The following is a 15874-nucleotide window of genomic DNA, read 5'->3' as shown; positions in this document are numbered from 1 at the left end:
CATGGGTATCGATCTTCCGCTGCTCTGGGCCGTGATTATCATCTTCGGCATCATGATGTACGTGGTCATGGACGGGTTCGACCTGGGGATCGGGATTCTCTTCCCGTTCGTCAAGGATTCCGGCGACCGTGACGTGATGATGAACACCGTCGCCCCGGTATGGGACGGCAACGAAACCTGGCTGGTCCTGGGGGGCGCCGCGTTGTTCGGGGCCTTTCCGCTGGCTTACTCGGTGGTGCTCTCGGCGCTGTACCTGCCGCTGATCCTGATGCTGATTGGCCTGATCTTCCGTGGCGTGGCCTTCGAGTTCCGTTTCAAGGCCAAGGAAGACAAGCGCCACATCTGGGACAAGGCGTTCATCGGCGGTTCGCTGGCCGCGACCTTCTTCCAGGGCGTGGCGCTGGGGGCCTTCATCGATGGCCTGCCGGTGGTCAATCGCCAGTTCGCCGGCGGTTCCCTGGACTGGCTGACACCCTTCACCCTGTTCTGCGGCGTCGCGCTGGTGGTTGCCTATGCGTTGCTGGGCTGCACCTGGCTGATCATGAAGACTGAAGGCAAGCTGCAGCAGCAGATGCACGATATCGCCCGGCCCCTGGCCCTCGTGCTGCTGGCGGTGATCGGTATCGTCAGTATCTGGACGCCGCTGGCCCATGACGAGATCGCTGCACGCTGGTTCAGCCTGCCGAACCTGTTCTGGTTCCTGCCGGTGCCGATCCTGGTGCTGGTGACCCTGTACGGCCTGCTGCGCGCGGTGGCCCGCAATGCCCACTACACGCCGTTCCTGCTGACCCTGGTGCTGATCTTCCTCGGTTACAGCGGCCTGGGCATCAGCCTGTGGCCGAACATCGTGCCGCCGTCGATCTCGATCTGGGACGCGGCCGCGCCACCGCAAACCCAGGGTTTCATGCTGGTGGGCACGCTGTTCATCATTCCGTTCATCCTCGGGTACACCTTCTGGAGCTACTACGTGTTCCGCGGCAAGGTCACCCACGAAGACGGTTACCACTAGTCAGGCACCGCTCCTCTGTAGGAGCGAAGCTTGCTCGCGATGGCGTCCTTGCAGGCGTCATCGCCTCCCTTCCGAAAGGAGCATCCGATGATGGCTGGTAAACATTCATTGCAGGAAATCGAAGAAGCCGAGAAGAAGCCGCTCTGGCGGCGTCTGGGCTGGCTGGCCGGGATCTGGGCCGGCAGCGTGCTGGCGCTGTTCATCGTCGCCAGCCTGATGCGCATGTTCATGAACGCCGCGGGCCTGACCACGCACTGATCTCCCTACCGATCATCCCATCCCGTGCCTTGCGGCGCGGTTTATAACCCTCCTCTGGAGGGTTTTTTTTGCCCCGCGGGATTTCCACACGTTCTTCTGTAGGAGCGAAGCTTGCTCGCGATAATCGATAACGCGGTGCTTCAGGCATTCCGCGGGGTCTTCATCGCGAGCAAGCTTCGCTCCTACAGAGAGGGCGTGAATTACTTGCGGGCCTTGAGGATCACGAACTTGGGCGTGGCGGCCACTTGCTCGACGCCGCGGAACAACCGCGCCAGCTTGCTGTGGTAACCCAGGTGGCGGTTGCCGACGATGTACAGCGCACCGCCTGTGACCAGGGCTTCGCGGGCCTGTTGGAACATGCGCCAGGCGAGGAAGTCGCCAACCACCTGCTGTTGGTGGAAGGGCGGGTTGCACAGCACCACGTCCAGCGATTGTGGCGCCTGGCCGGCCAGGCCATCGCCGGCGCGCACCTGCACCTCGCGCTCGCCCAGGACCGCGCGCCAGTTCTCCAGCGCCGATTGCACCGCCATGAAGGACTCGTCCACCAGGGTGTACCGGGCCTCGGGGTTGTCCAGGGCGCTGGCGATGGCCAGCACGCCGTTGCCGCAGCCCAGGTCCGCGACCCGGGCCTGGCCGAGGTTTCTCGGCAGGTGCGGGAGGAACGCGCGGGTGCCGATGTCCAGGCCTTCGCGGCAGAACACGTTGGCGTGGTTGAGCAGTTCGATGGCCGGCTCGTCGAGTGTGTAGCGGGTTGGGTAGGGCGAAGCCGCCGGGGTTTTCGCTTCCGGGGTGGCGATCAGCAGCCGCGCTTTTTTCACCGCCAGCGAGGCCTGGACCGGACCGATATAGCGTTCCAGCAGGTCGCCGGCCGCCCGCGGCAGGTGCTTGACCATGGCGGCCGCCACCACCTGGGCGCCCGGCGCCAGCTGGCCTTGCAGACGGATCAGTTGTTCTTCCAGCAGCGCCAGGGTCTTGGGTACGCGGATCAGCACGCGGTCGAACGGCCCGGTCAGCGGCTCGCTGGCCGGCAGCACCCTGACCGCATCGAATGGCAGGCCATTGCGCGCCAGGTTTTTCTCCAGCGCCAACGCACCGAGAAACGAATCGCCGCTACTGCGCACCTGCACCCGCCCGACCAGGCTGGCGGCCAGCGCGCCAAAGCTGTCGTTGAGGATCAGCACCCGGGTATCCGCCGCCGGTTGCTGGTCGGCCAGATGATTGAGCAGGTACTCGTCCGCCGCGTCGAAAGCTTGCAGGGGCTCGTTCTGTTGTTCGGGCTGGCGGATCAGGTCGAGCTGGGCGAAAGGGCTTTCGAGCAGGGGCATGGGGCACACTCTTGGTCATCGGTGAACGTCCCGCCGGCGGGGAGGGGCGAAGCGGCGGGCGCCTCGGGCAGGGGCGCACGGACCGCGCAAATCCACTGCTCGAAGGGTGGCCAATGGTACGTTTTTTCGCGTTCGATTGCCCGTGCTCTATGCCATTACAAACCACCGGTGTTTCTGCCGCGCGCTTTGCGGGACACTAGGGACATTCGCTTATTGGAGCCTGCCATGACTGCCAGTGCAGAAAAATACACGCGCCAGACCTTGCTCGACGTCCAGCCCCTGACCCCCAGCCTGTTTACCTTGCGCGCCACGCGGGATGCGGGTTTTCGCTTCCGCGCCGGGCAATTCGCCCGCCTGGGGGTGACCAAGGCCGACGGCAGCACGGTGTGGCGCGCGTATTCCATGGTGTCTTCGCCCTTCGACGAATTTCTCGAATTCTTCTCGATCGTCGTGCCTGGCGGCGAGTTCACCAGCGAGCTGAGCCGGCTGGAGGAGGGCGATACCCTGCTGGTGGACCGGCAGGCGTTCGGCTACCTGACCCTGGACCGCTTCGTCGATGGCCGTGACCTCTGGCTGCTGTCCACCGGGACCGGGATCGCGCCATTTGTCTCGATCCTCCAGGACTTCGAAGTCTGGGAAAAATTCGAGCGGATCATCCTGGTCTACAGCGTGCGCGAGGCCAGGGAGCTGGCTTATCAGTCATTGCTGGCGCAGCTCAAGCAGCGCGACTACCTGGCGGAAGTCGCCCACAAGCTGCAAGTCATCACCACCGTGACCCGCGAGCAGCATCCGGGCAGCCTCAACGGGCGAATCACCCACCTGATCGAAAACGGTGAACTGGAGCGCGTCGCCGGCGTGCCGCTGACGGCCGAGCATTCGCGGGTGATGCTCTGCGGCAACCCGCAGATGATCGACGACACCCGCGCCCTGCTCAAGCAGCGGGACATGCACCTGAGCCTTACCCGGCGGCCCGGGCAGGTGGCGGTGGAGAACTACTGGTAACAAAAAAGGCGCCCTGCAAGGGGCGCCTTTTTTGTTTGCGGCGGTAGCCTCAGGGCTTGTTGTTCTGCGCCTTGAGCAGGTCACGGATCTCGCCCAGCAGCTCTTCTTCCTTGGTCGGAACCGGCGGCAGGGTTGGCGCCACGGCTTCTTCGCGCTTCAGACGGTTGATCGCCTTCACGCCCATGAAGATGGCGAAGGCCACGATGATGAAGTCGATCATGCTCTGGATGAACTTGCCGTAGGCCAGTACCACGGCCGGGGTATCGCCGACAGCAGCCTTGAGCGTGATCGCCAGGTCACTGAAATCCACCCCACCGATCAGCAAGCCGATTGGCGGCATCACCACATCGCCGACGAACGACGAAACGATCTTGCCGAATGCGGCGCCGATGATAATACCGACGGCCATGTCGACCACATTACCTTTGACCGCGAAGGCCTTGAACTCACTTAGCACGCCCATAGGTTATTCCTTGATACAGATGAGGTTGGTGAACGCAGTGTAATTCAGCAAAACGCATCTTGCTCGACACAACTGCTTACGGCGTTCGCTGTTATCGACCCAGTTGACGGCCAATAGTTTACAAAGTGCCATCAATCGCGCGCGAAATACCCGGACTTCTCCTGTTGGGCCAGCATATTTTCTCAATCGGACTGTTGCGACCTTTCTATTTATATTTCGACTATTTGGTCACTAGCCTCTGATCGACGCACCTGGATGCGTTCGATATAAAACCAGAGGAATAAAACATGACCATGATCATTGGCCTTGGGACTCTTTCCCAACGACGCGTATTGGGCGTACTCGCCGCCAGTATGCTTTCTCTTTCCGTACAGGCCGCCACTCTGACCCGCGATAACGGTGCCGCGGTGGGCGACAACCAGAATTCGCAGACGGCGGGCGCCACCGGACCGGTCCTGCTACAGGACGTGCAGTTGATCCAGAAGCTCCAGCGCTTCGACCGCGAGCGCATTCCAGAGCGTGTGGTGCATGCCCGCGGGACCGGCGCCCATGGTTCGTTCACCGTGACCGACAGCCTCAGCGACCTGACCAAGGCCAAGGTCTTCGCCGCGGGTGAAGTGACCCCGGTATTCGTGCGTTTTTCCGCGGTCGTGCATGGCAACCATTCCCCGGAAACCCTGCGCGATCCGCGTGGTTTCGCCACCAAGTTCTATACCGCGGAAGGTAACTGGGACCTGGTCGGCAACAACTTCCCGACTTTCTTTATTCGCGATGCGATCAAGTTTCCGGACATGGTCCATGCATTCAAACCCGACCCGCGTACCAATCTGGACGACGATTCCCGTCGTTTCGATTTCTTCTCCCATGTTCCGGAAGCGACCCGGACCCTGACCGAGCTTTATTCCAACTCGGGTACTCCGGCCAGTTACCGGGAAATGGACGGTAATGGCGTGCACGCCTACAAGTTGGTCAACGCCAAGGGCGAAGTGCATTACGTGAAGTTTCACTGGAAGAGCCTGCAGGGCATCAACAACCTCGACCCCAAACAAGTGGTCGAAGTGCAGGGACGTGACTACAGCCATATGACCAATGACCTGGTCACGCATATCAACAAGGGCGACTTCCCGAAATGGGACCTGTATGTCCAGGTACTGAAACCCCAGGACCTGGCCAAGTTCGACTTCGACCCGCTGGATGCCACCAAGATCTGGCCAGGCGTGCCTGAGCGCAAGGTCGGGCAGATGGTGCTCAACCGCAACCCGGGCAACGTGTTCCAGGAAACCGAACAGGTCGCCATGGCGCCGGCCAACCTGGTGCCGGGTATCGAGCCGTCGGAAGACCGCCTGCTGCAAGGCCGGGTGTTTTCCTATGCCGATACCCAGATGTACCGCGTAGGCGCCAACGCCCTGCAGTTGCCGATCAACGCGCCGAAAGTCGCGGTGAACAATGGCAACCAGGACGGCGCGATGAACAGCGGCAACACCAGCACCGGCGTGAACTACCAGCCGAGCCGCCTGATGCCGCGCGAGGAGCCGCAAAGCGCACGCTATAGCCAGTTGGCGCTGTCCGGCAGCACCCAGCAGGCGAAGATCCAGCGCGAGCAGAACTTCAAGCAGGCCGGCGACCTGTATCGCTCGTTCAGCCAGAAGGAGCGCCAGGACCTGATCGAGAGTTTCGGCGGCTCGCTGGCGACCACCGATGACGAGAGCAAGCACATCATGCTGTCGTTCCTCTACAAGGCCGACCCTGAGTACGGCACTGGCGTGACCAAGGTAGCCAAGGGCGACCTGGCCCGGGTCAAGGCCCTGGCCGCCAAGCTCTCGGATTGACCCCAACCCGCGTCACGCCTCAGGCGTGACGCATCCTTCTTTGTAGGAGCGAGGCTTGCCCGCGATGGGCCGCGCAGCGGCCCCACTGCCGGTTCTACCTGGAATCTCTGTCACCCGGGCCAGAGTCATCGCGGGCAAGCCTCGCTCCTACAGCTATTGAGACAAAGGGAGTCGCACCATGCGCCTGTTCATTTCGTTACTGCTGGCCGCCTGCTCTCTGGGCGTTTATGCGGAGCAAGCGGTCCCCACGGACCCGGCGGCGGTCAAGGCCCAACTACAGGATTACTACTTCGACGCCGCCCGGCGCGGCGATGTCGCGATGCTCGATACCTTCATCGAGGCCGGGTACGCCCTCGATACCCGGGATGACAAGGGCTATACCGCACTGATCCTCGCCGCGTACCACGGCCAGGGGCCGGCGGTGGAACGCTTGCTGGCCGCGGGCGCCGATGCCTGTGCCCAGGATAAAAAAGGCAACACGGCGTTGATGGGCGCGATCTTCAAGGGCGAAGTGGCGATCGCCCGGCGCTTGCTGGCCACCGATTGCAACCCCGACCAGCGCAATGGCGCCGGCCAGACGGCGGCGATGTATGCGGGCCTGTTCAAGCGGGTGGAGCTGCTCGATGCGCTGGCCAGCAAGGGCGCCGACTTGCAGGCCGAGGACCCGCTGGGCAACAGCGCCGCGCGTCTGGCCAGCGGTGAAATCCGTACGGCGGCGCCGCGCTGATCCGCTCCAGCTGAGCTATCATCGCGGTTTTTGCCGGGGGTTCAGATGGCCAAGGCCAAGCGCATGTACGGCTGCACCGAGTGCGGCGCAACCTTTCCCAAATGGGCTGGCCAGTGCGGTGAATGCGGAGCCTGGAACACCCTGACCGAAACCATGGTGGAAAGCGGCGGCGCCGCGGCTCCCAGCGGTCGCACCGGCTGGGCGGGCCAGCAGGCGCAGATCAAGACTCTGGCCGAGGTCAGCGTCGAAGAGATTCCGCGCTTTTCCACCGCTTCCGGCGAGTTGGACCGGGTGCTTGGCGGTGGCCTGGTGGACGGTTCGGTGGTGCTGATCGGCGGCGATCCGGGGATCGGCAAGTCGACCATCCTGTTGCAGACCTTGTGCAACATCGCCACCCGCATGCCGGCGCTCTACGTCACCGGCGAGGAATCGCAGCAACAGGTGGCGATGCGCGCCCGCCGCCTGGGCCTGCCCCAGGACCAACTGCGGGTGATGACCGAAACCTGCATCGAGACCATCATCGCCACGGCCCGGCTGGAGAAGCCCAAGGTCATGGTGATCGACTCCATCCAGACCATCTTTACCGAGCAACTGCAATCGGCCCCGGGCGGCGTCTCGCAAGTGCGTGAGAGCGCGGCGCTGCTGGTGCGCTATGCCAAGCAGAGTGGCACGGCGATCTTCCTGGTAGGCCACGTGACCAAGGAGGGGGCGCTGGCCGGGCCGCGCGTCCTCGAGCACATGGTCGACACCGTGCTGTATTTCGAAGGCGAATCCGATGGCCGCCTGCGCCTGCTGCGGGCGGTGAAGAACCGTTTTGGCGCGGTCAACGAACTGGGCGTGTTCGGCATGACCGATCGCGGCCTGAAGGAAGTTTCCAACCCTTCGGCGATTTTCCTTACCCGCGCCCAGGAAGAGGTGCCGGGCAGTGTGGTCATGGCCACCTGGGAAGGCACCCGGCCGATGCTGGTGGAGGTCCAGGCGCTGGTGGACGACAGCCATCTGGCCAATCCGCGGCGGGTCACCCTGGGCCTGGACCAGAATCGCCTGTCGATGCTGTTGGCCGTCCTGCACCGCCATGGCGGCATCCCGACTCACGACCAGGATGTGTTTCTCAACGTGGTCGGTGGGGTCAAGGTGCTGGAAACCGCATCCGACCTGGCCTTGATGGCGGCGGTAATGTCCAGCCTGCGCAACCGGCCCTTGCCCCATGACCTGTTGGTGTTCGGCGAAGTCGGCCTGTCCGGCGAGGTGCGTCCGGTGCCAAGTGGCCAGGAGCGTCTCAAGGAAGCGGCCAAGCATGGCTTCAAGCGGGCCATCGTGCCCAAGGGCAATGCCCCGAAAGAGCCGCCGCAGGGCCTGCGGATCATTGCGGTAAACCGTCTGGAACAGGCGCTGGATGCGTTGTTCGAATAACCCTATGCAAAGGATGCCGTTGATGCGGATGAGAGGAGCGGGGCGCGTTGCCCTCGGTATGGCGTTGTTGTCGGGCGCGTTGTCGTGGAACAGCGGCCAGGCCGCCAGCCAGGAGGATGCGCCGCAGGGTTACCGGATCGCCCAGGAACTGCTGGTCGGCGACGGTACGGTGCTCGAGGTGCTGGAGGACCGACGTATCACCGCGCAGTTGCACGCACAGAGCTGGGGCAACGGCCTGGACGAAGAAACCTTCGACGAATCGACGGACAGCGAGCTACAGCCACGGCTGGAGGCGCGGGTCCGGTTGGTGTCGGCGGTGGGCGAGATCCTCGCCGAGGAGGCCCTCGGCTATCCGCTGGCGAAGGTGGAAAAGGCACCGCTTGGCGGCCTGCCATTCCCGGTGTTTTTCCTCACCGTCGATCAGACGGCGCCCATGGGCACCTACAGTGGCCCGGCCACGCAAATCCTGGCGCCGACCCGAAGCCGCCTGGAACCGATGCCGTATCGCGACGAACAGGGAAAGCAGCGCCCGTTGACCATGGCCCAGACCGGCAAGGCGGCCTGGCAGGTCATGGCGCCGGCGCCGGGCGCCACCGAGTCGATCGCCCAGGTGTCTTCGGCGCCCGCCGACGAAGGGGACGATTTCGTGACGACCTATCGCACTTATCGCTGGGTGGATGGGCGGTGGGCCGCTACCAGCCGGCAGCAGCCCGGTTACTGGGATGCGGAAGACGAATTCCCCGAGGTCTCGGTATTTCCCTGAGCGGCAAGAGAGGCGCTCAGACCTCGATCAGCGCCCCCAGCTCGCGCTCCAGCTCCTGCGGGTCGGCGAGGTTGAGTTCGATCAACCGGCGCAGGTGCTCGATGGATTCCAGGTCGATGTGCAGGCAGACGAAGCCCAGCTGGCCGCGTTCGTCGTGCACCAGTTGCACGTCCATGCGCACTTCGGCGTCGGCGCTCAAATGGATATCGGCCTCGAACGGCTGGCTGTCATCGCCCAGCCAGGGTTCGGGGCGCTGGATCAGCAGGCCCTTGAGGGAGAGGTCCAGCAATTGCACGGACCAGCGATCAGGGCCCTGGCTCAGTTCGGTACGGGCATCGAAGGCGATGCGTTTGAAACGGCGACGATCGGAATGGTGTTCGCTCATGAGCAGCCCCTCTGCGTGGTGAAGAGACTATAGACCCGCAGGCCCGGGTTCGTCCTCGTCGCGACAGTCGTGGCGGGTGGGCCAGGCGTCGTTCCAGGCTCGACGGCGCTGCCGCAGGCAGGATTAGGACAAGACTGAAAAGCGCAGTCCTAGACCAATGAGGGGGGTGGTCTTTGGGGCCAGTAGCGCTAAACTCCGGGAGGCTGTCTTTCTTGTCCACCCTGGCTGGAATAATAAAATGAAAAATAATAGTAGCCCGCTACGCCACTTACCCTGGCTGGTGCTGGCAATTGTGGGAGCGTGCGCCCTTGGCGTAGTGGCATTGCGCCGTGGCGAGGCGATCAACGCCTTGTGGATCGTGGTCGCTGCCGTGGCCATCTATCTGGTTGCCTACCGTTACTACAGTCTGTTCATCGCCAACAACGTGATGCAGCTCGACCCACGCCGGGCCACCCCCGCCGTGCTCAACAACGACGGTCTGGACTATGTGCCGACCAACAAACACATTCTTTTCGGTCACCACTTCGCGGCGATTGCCGGTGCAGGGCCCCTGGTCGGCCCGGTCCTGGCGGCGCAGATGGGCTACCTGCCCGGCACCCTGTGGCTGATCGCCGGGGTGGTGCTGGCCGGGGCGGTGCAGGACTTCATGGTCCTGTTCCTCTCCACCCGGCGCAACGGCCGCTCCCTGGGCGACATGGTCCGCGAGGAAATGGGCCGCATCCCCGGGACCATCGCCCTGTTCGGCTGCTTCCTGATCATGATCATCATCCTCGCGGTGCTGGCGCTGATCGTGGTCAAGGCCCTGGCCGAGAGCCCATGGGGCATCTTCACGGTGATGGCGACCATCCCGATCGCGATGTTCATGGGCGTGTACATGCGCTACATCCGTCCGGGCCGCATCGGCGAGATCTCGATCATCGGCGTGCTCCTGCTGCTGGGCTCGATCTGGCTGGGCGGGCAGATTGCCGCGGACCCGGTGTGGGCCAAGGCCTTCACCTTCACCGGCGTACAGATCACCTGGATGCTGATCGGCTACGGCTTCGTCGCCGCGGTATTGCCGGTATGGCTGATCCTGGCGCCGCGGGACTACCTGTCGACCTTCCTCAAGATCGGCACCATCATCGCCCTGGCGATCGGCATCCTGATCACCATGCCCGAGCTGAAAATGCCGGCCCTGACCCAGTTCACCGACGGCACCGGCCCGGTATGGAAAGGCGGCCTGTTCCCGTTCCTGTTCATCACCATCGCCTGTGGCGCGGTGTCCGGCTTCCACGCGCTGATCTCCTCCGGGACCACGCCCAAGCTGCTGGATAACGAAACCAACGCCCGCTACATCGGTTACGGCGGCATGCTGATGGAGTCCTTCGTGGCCATCATGGCGATGGTCGCCGCCTCGGTGATCGAGCCGGGCGTGTACTTCGCCATGAACAGCCCGGCGGCGATCGTCGGCGGCGACGTGGCCACGGTGGCGCAGACCGTCAGCAGCTGGGGCTTCACCATTACCCCGGACGCCCTGCAGGCGGTGGCCAAGGACATCGGTGAAACCACCATCCTGGCCCGTGCCGGCGGCGCGCCGACCCTGGCGGTGGGGATCGCGCAGATCCTGCACACGGTGCTGCCGGGTGAAAACACCATGGCCTTCTGGTACCACTTCGCGATCCTGTTCGAGGCGCTGTTCATCCTCACCGCGGTGGACGCCGGCACCCGTGCCGGGCGCTTCATGCTGCAGGACCTGCTGGGCTCCTTCGTGCCGGCGCTGAAACGCACCGAATCCTGGAGCGCCAACCTGATCGCCACCGCCGGCTGCGTGGCCCTCTGGGGCTACCTGCTGTACCAGGGCGTGATCGATCCGCTGGGTGGCATCAATACCCTGTGGCCGCTGTTCGGCATCTCCAACCAGATGCTGGCCGGTATCGCGCTGATGCTCGGCACCGTGGTACTGATCAAGATGAAGCGCCAGCGCTACATCTGGGTGACCCTGCTGCCGGCGGCCTGGCTGCTGATCTGCACCACCACCGCGGGCCTGATCAAGCTGTTCGACCCGAGCCCGGCGGTGGGTTTCCTGGCCCTGGCCAAGAAGTACAGCGATGCCCTGGCCAGCGGCCAGGTCCTGGCCCCGGCCAAGAGCATCGAACAGATGCAGCACGTGATCTTCAACGCCTACACCAACGCCACGCTGACCGTGCTGTTCCTGCTGGTGGTCTTCAGCATCCTGTTCTATGCGCTCAAGGTGGGTATCTCCGCCTGGGGCAAAAAGGAGCGCACGGATAAAGAAGCACCGTTCCAGGCCCTGCCGGATGCGTAACGAGGACTGCCATCGTGTTCAATGACCTGAGTCGCCTCGGTAAATACCTCGGTCAGGCCGCACGCCTGATGGTCGGCATGCCCGACTACGACAACTACGTCGAGCATATGCAGACCCAACACCCGGACAAGCCGGTGATGAGCTACGAGGCGTTCTTCCGGGAGCGCCAGGAAGCTCGATACGGCGGCAAGTCCGGACCGAAATGCTGTTGAAGCAAGACCATTGAGCAACACCCTACTGTAGGAGCCCGGCTGGCCGGCGATAGCGATCTTCAGGACGCCATCGCCGGCTAGCCGGGCTCCTACAGTCTTTTCTGCACATGGGAGATGTTATGTCGCTGTCCCCAATCCCCGTCACCGTCCTCAGCGGTTTCCTCGGTGCCGGCAAGACCACCTTGCTGCGCCACCTGCTCAAGGCCGAGCACGGCCTGAAAATCGCCGTGATCGAAAACGAATTCAGCGATGCCGGCATCGACACCCAGTTGCTGGGCGACGAGCCGGTGCAAGTCATGACGCTGTCCAATGGCTGCGTCTGCTGCACCATCCACACCGACCTGACCAAGGCGCTGTTCTTGCTGCTGGAGCGGCTGGACAGTGGCGAAATCGCCTTCGACCGGCTGGTGATCGAATGCACCGGGCTGGCCGACCCGGCGCCCGTGGCCCAGACCTTCTTCATCGACGAAGAGCTGCGCGAGCGCTACATCCTCGACGGCATCATCACCCTGGTGGACGCCAAGCACGCCGAGCACCACCTGACCCAGACCATCGCCCAGGCCCAGATCGGCTTCGCCGACCGCCTGCTGGTGAGCAAGCGCGACCTGGTGGACGAACCGAGCTTCACTGCGTTGAGCGAACGCCTGACCCGCATCAACCGCCGGGCGCCGATCCGTGTGGTCGAGCATGGCCGGATCGATCTGGCCGAGCTGCTGGATGTGCGGGGGTTCAACCTGAATGCCGACCTCGGGGGAGGCCTCAGCTTGCGCCCGGTGAGCAAGGCGCCTTCCCTCGACCGCATTTCCAGCCTGGTGCTGCGCACCGACGCGCCGCTGGATATCGACCGGCTCAGCGAGTTCATGAACGCGTTGCTGGAAGAACACGGCAAGCAACTGCTGCGCTACAAGGGCGTGCTGAACATCGCCGACGAGCCGCGGCGCCTGGTGTTCCAGGGCGTGCTCAAGCTGTACGGTTTCGACTGGGACAGCGAATGGGCCGCAGGCGAGACGCGGGAAAGCGTGATCGTGTTCATTGCCGACGATCTGCCGGAAGAGAAGATTCGCGCAGGGTTCGCGCGAATGGCGGGGCAGTAGCGGCTTACCGTCTGTAGCGGCGTTATCGCTAGCAGGCTCGCCCCTGAAACCTGTAGGGGCGAGCCTCAGTGTCTGGTTACTTCGCCCCCGCACTGGCCTTGAGCAACCGCTCTTCCAGGTGATCCAGATGCCCGGTCATCAAGCCGACCGCGGTCTTGACGTCCCCGTCCTCGATGGCATCGACGATCGCCGTGTGTTCCTGCCAGGCGCAGTGGCTGCACGCGCGGGTTTCGTGGTGGGCGATCGCCAGCGAGGTCAGCGGCACCAGGCTGCCGAGGAAATGCGCCAGCGGCGCGTTACCGGCCACTTCCGCCAATTGCAGGTGAAACTCCCCGGACAGCCGGATCGCCGGGCCCCGCAGGCCGCGGTCGATGCAGTCGCGTTCGCCGGCGATCAACTCCCGCAGGCGCTTCAGGTCGCGCGGTGCGGGTTGCTGGCAAGCCAGGCGCACCAGGGTGATTTCCGTCAGGCGTCGGGCGTGCAGGATCTGCCGCGTCTGCTCATGGTCCGGGGCCGCGACCTGAGGCCGGTGGTTGGGCCGCAGGATGATCACCTGCTGATGCGACAGCCGCGCCAGGACCTGGCGAATGATGCTGCGACTGACGCCGAAGATCTCGCCCAGGCTGTCTTCGGTGAAGCGGCTGGCGGGGGCGATGCGCTGTTCGAGAATGGCGTCGAAAATCTGCGGATAGACATCGTCGACCAAGAGTTTCCTTTCACCCGAGCGGCGCCGTGGCCGGGCCTCGGCGAGGGGGAAGGCGAGTTTGTTCAAGGCGTAGCTGGCCATGGCCTGTCTCCAGTCCGGTTACCGATGCGAAGGTGTGGGTGAGGCTCAATTGCCCAGATGGTCGTCCGGGATGTTCAGCTCGATGCCCATGCGCTGGCCTTCCCGCAGGATATGCCGACGCATTTCGGCACTGGCCAGCGCGCTGTTCTTGTTGCGGATCGCCCGGACCACCGCTTCGTTTTCCTCCAGGCGTTCGGCCAGGTGCTCGGGAGAGTTGCGCAGGATTTCCGCGCTCTGCTTCAGGGCATTGCCGGTCTGTTGCACCACGTTCTGGAAGATCGGGTTGGACGTCAGGGCGAACAGCTCTTCATGGAAGGCGATATAGGCGTTCATGCCGGCTTCGCTGTCGTTGGCTTCCAGGGCTTCGCGCATGTCCATCAGGGTCAGGCGCAACTGGCCCACTTCCTTGCTGCTGATGGATTGCGCCACCAGGCCGACGATGAACGGCTCGAGGGTGTAGCGCAGTTGCAGCACGTCCTCGAGGCTGGCACCGGCCACACCGCTGTCGCCGACCGGTTGTTCGTTGAGGCTGGCCTCCAGCACCACCACGCCTTTGCCCGGCATGGAGCGCACCAGGCCCAGGGTTTCCAGAACGGTCACGGCCTCACGCAGGCTCGGACGGCTGATACCCAGCTGCTCGGCCAGCTCACGCTGCCCTGGCAGCATGTCGCCGGAGCGCCATTGGCCGCGGGCCAAGGCTGCTCGCAGCTTTTCTACCACTGAATTTACAACCGTTGACGAGGTGATCACTGTTCACTCCCTGGAATATCGCGGATGAGGCCCATGGCAGGCGCAGATTGTTGTGCCTGCCGGCTACAGGCACAAGGCATGGCCTCAGAACTCCTGCTGCTGGTGCACGCCGGGCAGCGGTTTGCGCGGTTGGAAACCATAGCCTTGCTGGCCGCTCAAGACTTTGTTGGCGCGCTGGATATCGATGTCTCTTTCCCAGCGGGCAATGGCCACGGTGGCGACGCAGTTGCCGATCAGGTTGGTCAGCGCCCGGCCGATGCCCATGAACCAGTCCACCGCCAGTACCAGGACCAGGCCCACCACCGGAATGGCGGGGATCGCGGTCAGGGTCGCGGCGAGGATCACCAGCGCCGAGCCGGGTATCCCGTGGGCGCCCTTGGAGGTGATCAACGACACCAGCAGGATGGTCAGCAGATCGGACATCGACAGGGGCGTGCCCGTGGCATTGGCAATGAAGACGATGGCCAGGGTCAGGTAGATCGAGAAGCCGTCGAGGTTGAACGAGTAACCCGTGGGGATCACCAGGCCGACCGTCGAGCTGCCGATGCCCAGGTGCTCCAGTTTGCGCATGATCTGTGGCAGTACGGCGTCGGAGGAGGCGGTGCCGAGCACGATCAGCAGTTCTTCGCGCAGGTACTTGAGGAACGGCAGCATGCGCAGGCCGGAGCAGCGCATCACCAGGCCGAGAATGATCGCCACGAAGGCGAAGCAGGTCAGGTAGAACAGGCCTACCAGGCTGCCCAGGTGCTGGAGCGAGTCCAGGCCGTATTTGCTGGTGGTGAAGGCGATGGCGCCGAACACGCCGATCGGCGCCAGGCGCACGATCATGCCCATGATGCGAAAGATGATGTGGCTGAGTTCATTGATCAGCCGCGAGATGCCGGAAGCGGCTTCGCCCACCAGGTTCAGCGCGCTGCCGAACAGTACGGAGAACAGCAGCACCTGGAGGATGTTGTTTTCCGCGAAGGCGCCGAGCACCGAGTTGGGGATCAGCCCCATCAGGAATTCGGAAGTACCGTGCAGGTGCTGGCCGCGCTGGGCGATGTCGCCCATGTCGGCGGTGGACAGCTGCTCCAGGTGGATGTTGGCGCCGCTGCCGATGCCGGTGGTGAAGGCGAAGACCAGGCCGATCACCAGGGCGATGGTGGTCAGGACTTCGAAGTAGATGACGGATTTGAGGCCGATGCGCCCGACCTTTTTCAGATCGCCGGCGCCGGAGATGCCACTGACCACCACGCAGAAGACGATCAGGCCAATCAGCATCTTGATCAGCTTGATGAAGGCATCGCCCAGTGGCTTGAGTTGCGAGGAGTATTCGGGAAGTGTCAGTCCGCACACGATGCCGAGCATCAGTCCGAGGACTACCTGGAGGAAAATCGAACGCGAGCACCATCTGAGCATGGGAGGGATCCTGGTCGGTGTCCCGGCTGCCGTGCGCGGAGCGCATCGGATGGGGGACTTAATTATTGTGGTCTTACCGGTATGTCCAGTGCAGGCGCAGTCTATGCCCGATTTTCCCGCTAGCACAAGAGTGTTTCAGAAAATTGGCATG

16 protein-coding genes are annotated in these 15874 nt (G+C 63.6%); 10 read left to right on the top strand and 6 right to left on the bottom strand.

Translation table 11 applies throughout. From position 1 onward, the window contains the following. Position 1: 1 nt before the first annotated feature. Together cydB and TO66_RS32965 are read left to right on the top strand one after the other, a co-directional pair. Complete coding sequence (gene cydB / locus TO66_RS27260) at positions 2 to 1009, top strand: cytochrome d ubiquinol oxidase subunit II (protein ID WP_044465187.1); 1008 nt, start codon at positions 2 to 4, stop codon at positions 1007 to 1009. A gap of 90 nt (positions 1010 to 1099) precedes the next feature. Next, the gene (locus TO66_RS32965; RefSeq protein WP_068801194.1) at positions 1100 to 1267 is read left to right on the top strand and encodes a DUF2474 domain-containing protein; all 168 of its coding nucleotides are present in this window, start codon (positions 1100 to 1102) and stop codon (positions 1265 to 1267) included. A 200-nt stretch (positions 1268 to 1467) separates the two neighbouring features. On the opposite strand, the gene TO66_RS27255 is transcribed toward TO66_RS32965, so the two are convergent. Beyond that, complete coding sequence (locus TO66_RS27255; protein WP_044465186.1) at positions 1468 to 2592, bottom strand: methyltransferase; 1125 nt, start codon at positions 2590 to 2592, stop codon at positions 1468 to 1470. A 225-nt stretch (positions 2593 to 2817) separates the two neighbouring features. On the opposite strand from TO66_RS27255, the gene TO66_RS27250 reads away from it, so the two are divergent. After that, positions 2818 to 3594, top strand: a complete 777-nt coding sequence (locus TO66_RS27250) for a ferredoxin--NADP reductase (protein ID WP_044465185.1) — start codon at positions 2818 to 2820, stop codon at positions 3592 to 3594. 49 nt (positions 3595 to 3643) lie between these two features. Here TO66_RS27250 and mscL read toward each other — a convergent pair whose 3' ends face one another. Beyond that, positions 3644 to 4057, bottom strand: a complete 414-nt coding sequence (mscL, locus tag TO66_RS27245; RefSeq protein WP_044465184.1) for a large-conductance mechanosensitive channel protein MscL — start codon at positions 4055 to 4057, stop codon at positions 3644 to 3646. 287 nt (positions 4058 to 4344) lie between these two features. Between mscL and katB the strand changes: the two genes are divergently transcribed. The 4 genes from katB (at position 4345) to TO66_RS27225 (ending at position 8789) form a co-directional block, all read left to right on the top strand. Next, complete coding sequence (katB, locus tag TO66_RS27240; RefSeq protein WP_044465183.1) at positions 4345 to 5886, top strand: catalase KatB; 1542 nt, start codon at positions 4345 to 4347, stop codon at positions 5884 to 5886. A gap of 178 nt (positions 5887 to 6064) precedes the next feature. Next, positions 6065 to 6613, top strand: coding sequence for an ankyrin repeat domain-containing protein (locus TO66_RS27235; RefSeq protein WP_044465182.1), 549 nt, complete (start codon positions 6065 to 6067; stop codon positions 6611 to 6613). A gap of 45 nt (positions 6614 to 6658) precedes the next feature. Then, a complete protein-coding gene (gene radA / locus TO66_RS27230) occupies positions 6659 to 8026 on the top strand; it encodes a DNA repair protein RadA (RefSeq protein ID WP_044465181.1) in 1368 nt (455 codons plus the stop codon). Positions 8027 to 8048: 22 nt separating this feature from the next. Further along, positions 8049 to 8789 (top strand): hypothetical protein, encoded by a 741-nt coding sequence (locus TO66_RS27225; RefSeq protein ID WP_044465180.1) that lies wholly within the window; start codon positions 8049 to 8051, stop codon positions 8787 to 8789. A 16-nt stretch (positions 8790 to 8805) separates the two neighbouring features. Here the strand turns inward: TO66_RS27225 and TO66_RS27220 are convergent, their stop codons facing one another. Further along, a complete protein-coding gene (locus tag TO66_RS27220; RefSeq protein WP_044465179.1) occupies positions 8806 to 9174 on the bottom strand; it encodes a PilZ domain-containing protein in 369 nt (122 codons plus the stop codon). 238 nt (positions 9175 to 9412) lie between these two features. On the opposite strand from TO66_RS27220, the gene TO66_RS27215 reads away from it, so the two are divergent. From TO66_RS27215 to yjiA, 3 genes are all read left to right on the top strand, one after another. Next, the gene (locus tag TO66_RS27215; RefSeq protein ID WP_044465178.1) at positions 9413 to 11479 is read left to right on the top strand and encodes a carbon starvation CstA family protein; all 2067 of its coding nucleotides are present in this window, start codon (positions 9413 to 9415) and stop codon (positions 11477 to 11479) included. 14 nt (positions 11480 to 11493) lie between these two features. Beyond that, a complete protein-coding gene (locus TO66_RS27210; RefSeq protein ID WP_044465177.1) occupies positions 11494 to 11691 on the top strand; it encodes a YbdD/YjiX family protein in 198 nt (65 codons plus the stop codon). 119 nt (positions 11692 to 11810) lie between these two features. Beyond that, positions 11811 to 12785: a GTPase gene (yjiA, locus tag TO66_RS27205; RefSeq protein ID WP_044465176.1), complete on the top strand. Its 975-nt coding sequence runs from the start codon at positions 11811 to 11813 to the stop codon at positions 12783 to 12785. 76 nt (positions 12786 to 12861) lie between these two features. On the opposite strand, the gene TO66_RS27200 is transcribed toward yjiA, so the two are convergent. The 3 genes from TO66_RS27200 to TO66_RS27190 form a co-directional block, all read right to left on the bottom strand. Beyond that, positions 12862 to 13572, bottom strand: coding sequence for a GntR family transcriptional regulator (locus TO66_RS27200; RefSeq protein ID WP_044465175.1), 711 nt, complete (start codon positions 13570 to 13572; stop codon positions 12862 to 12864). A gap of 45 nt (positions 13573 to 13617) precedes the next feature. Beyond that, positions 13618 to 14322, bottom strand: coding sequence for a FadR/GntR family transcriptional regulator (locus TO66_RS27195; protein ID WP_044465174.1), 705 nt, complete (start codon positions 14320 to 14322; stop codon positions 13618 to 13620). An 84-nt stretch (positions 14323 to 14406) separates the two neighbouring features. After that, positions 14407 to 15723, bottom strand: coding sequence for a C4-dicarboxylate transporter DctA (locus TO66_RS27190; protein WP_044465173.1), 1317 nt, complete (start codon positions 15721 to 15723; stop codon positions 14407 to 14409). Positions 15724 to 15874 lie beyond the last annotated feature (151 nt).

The sequence above is a fragment of the Pseudomonas sp. MRSN 12121 genome (assembly GCF_000931465.1).
Lineage (GTDB): Bacteria > Pseudomonadota > Gammaproteobacteria > Pseudomonadales > Pseudomonadaceae > Aquipseudomonas.
Note: the sequence above shows the minus strand (reverse complement) of the source record. Positions and strands in the feature narration are given on the sequence as shown.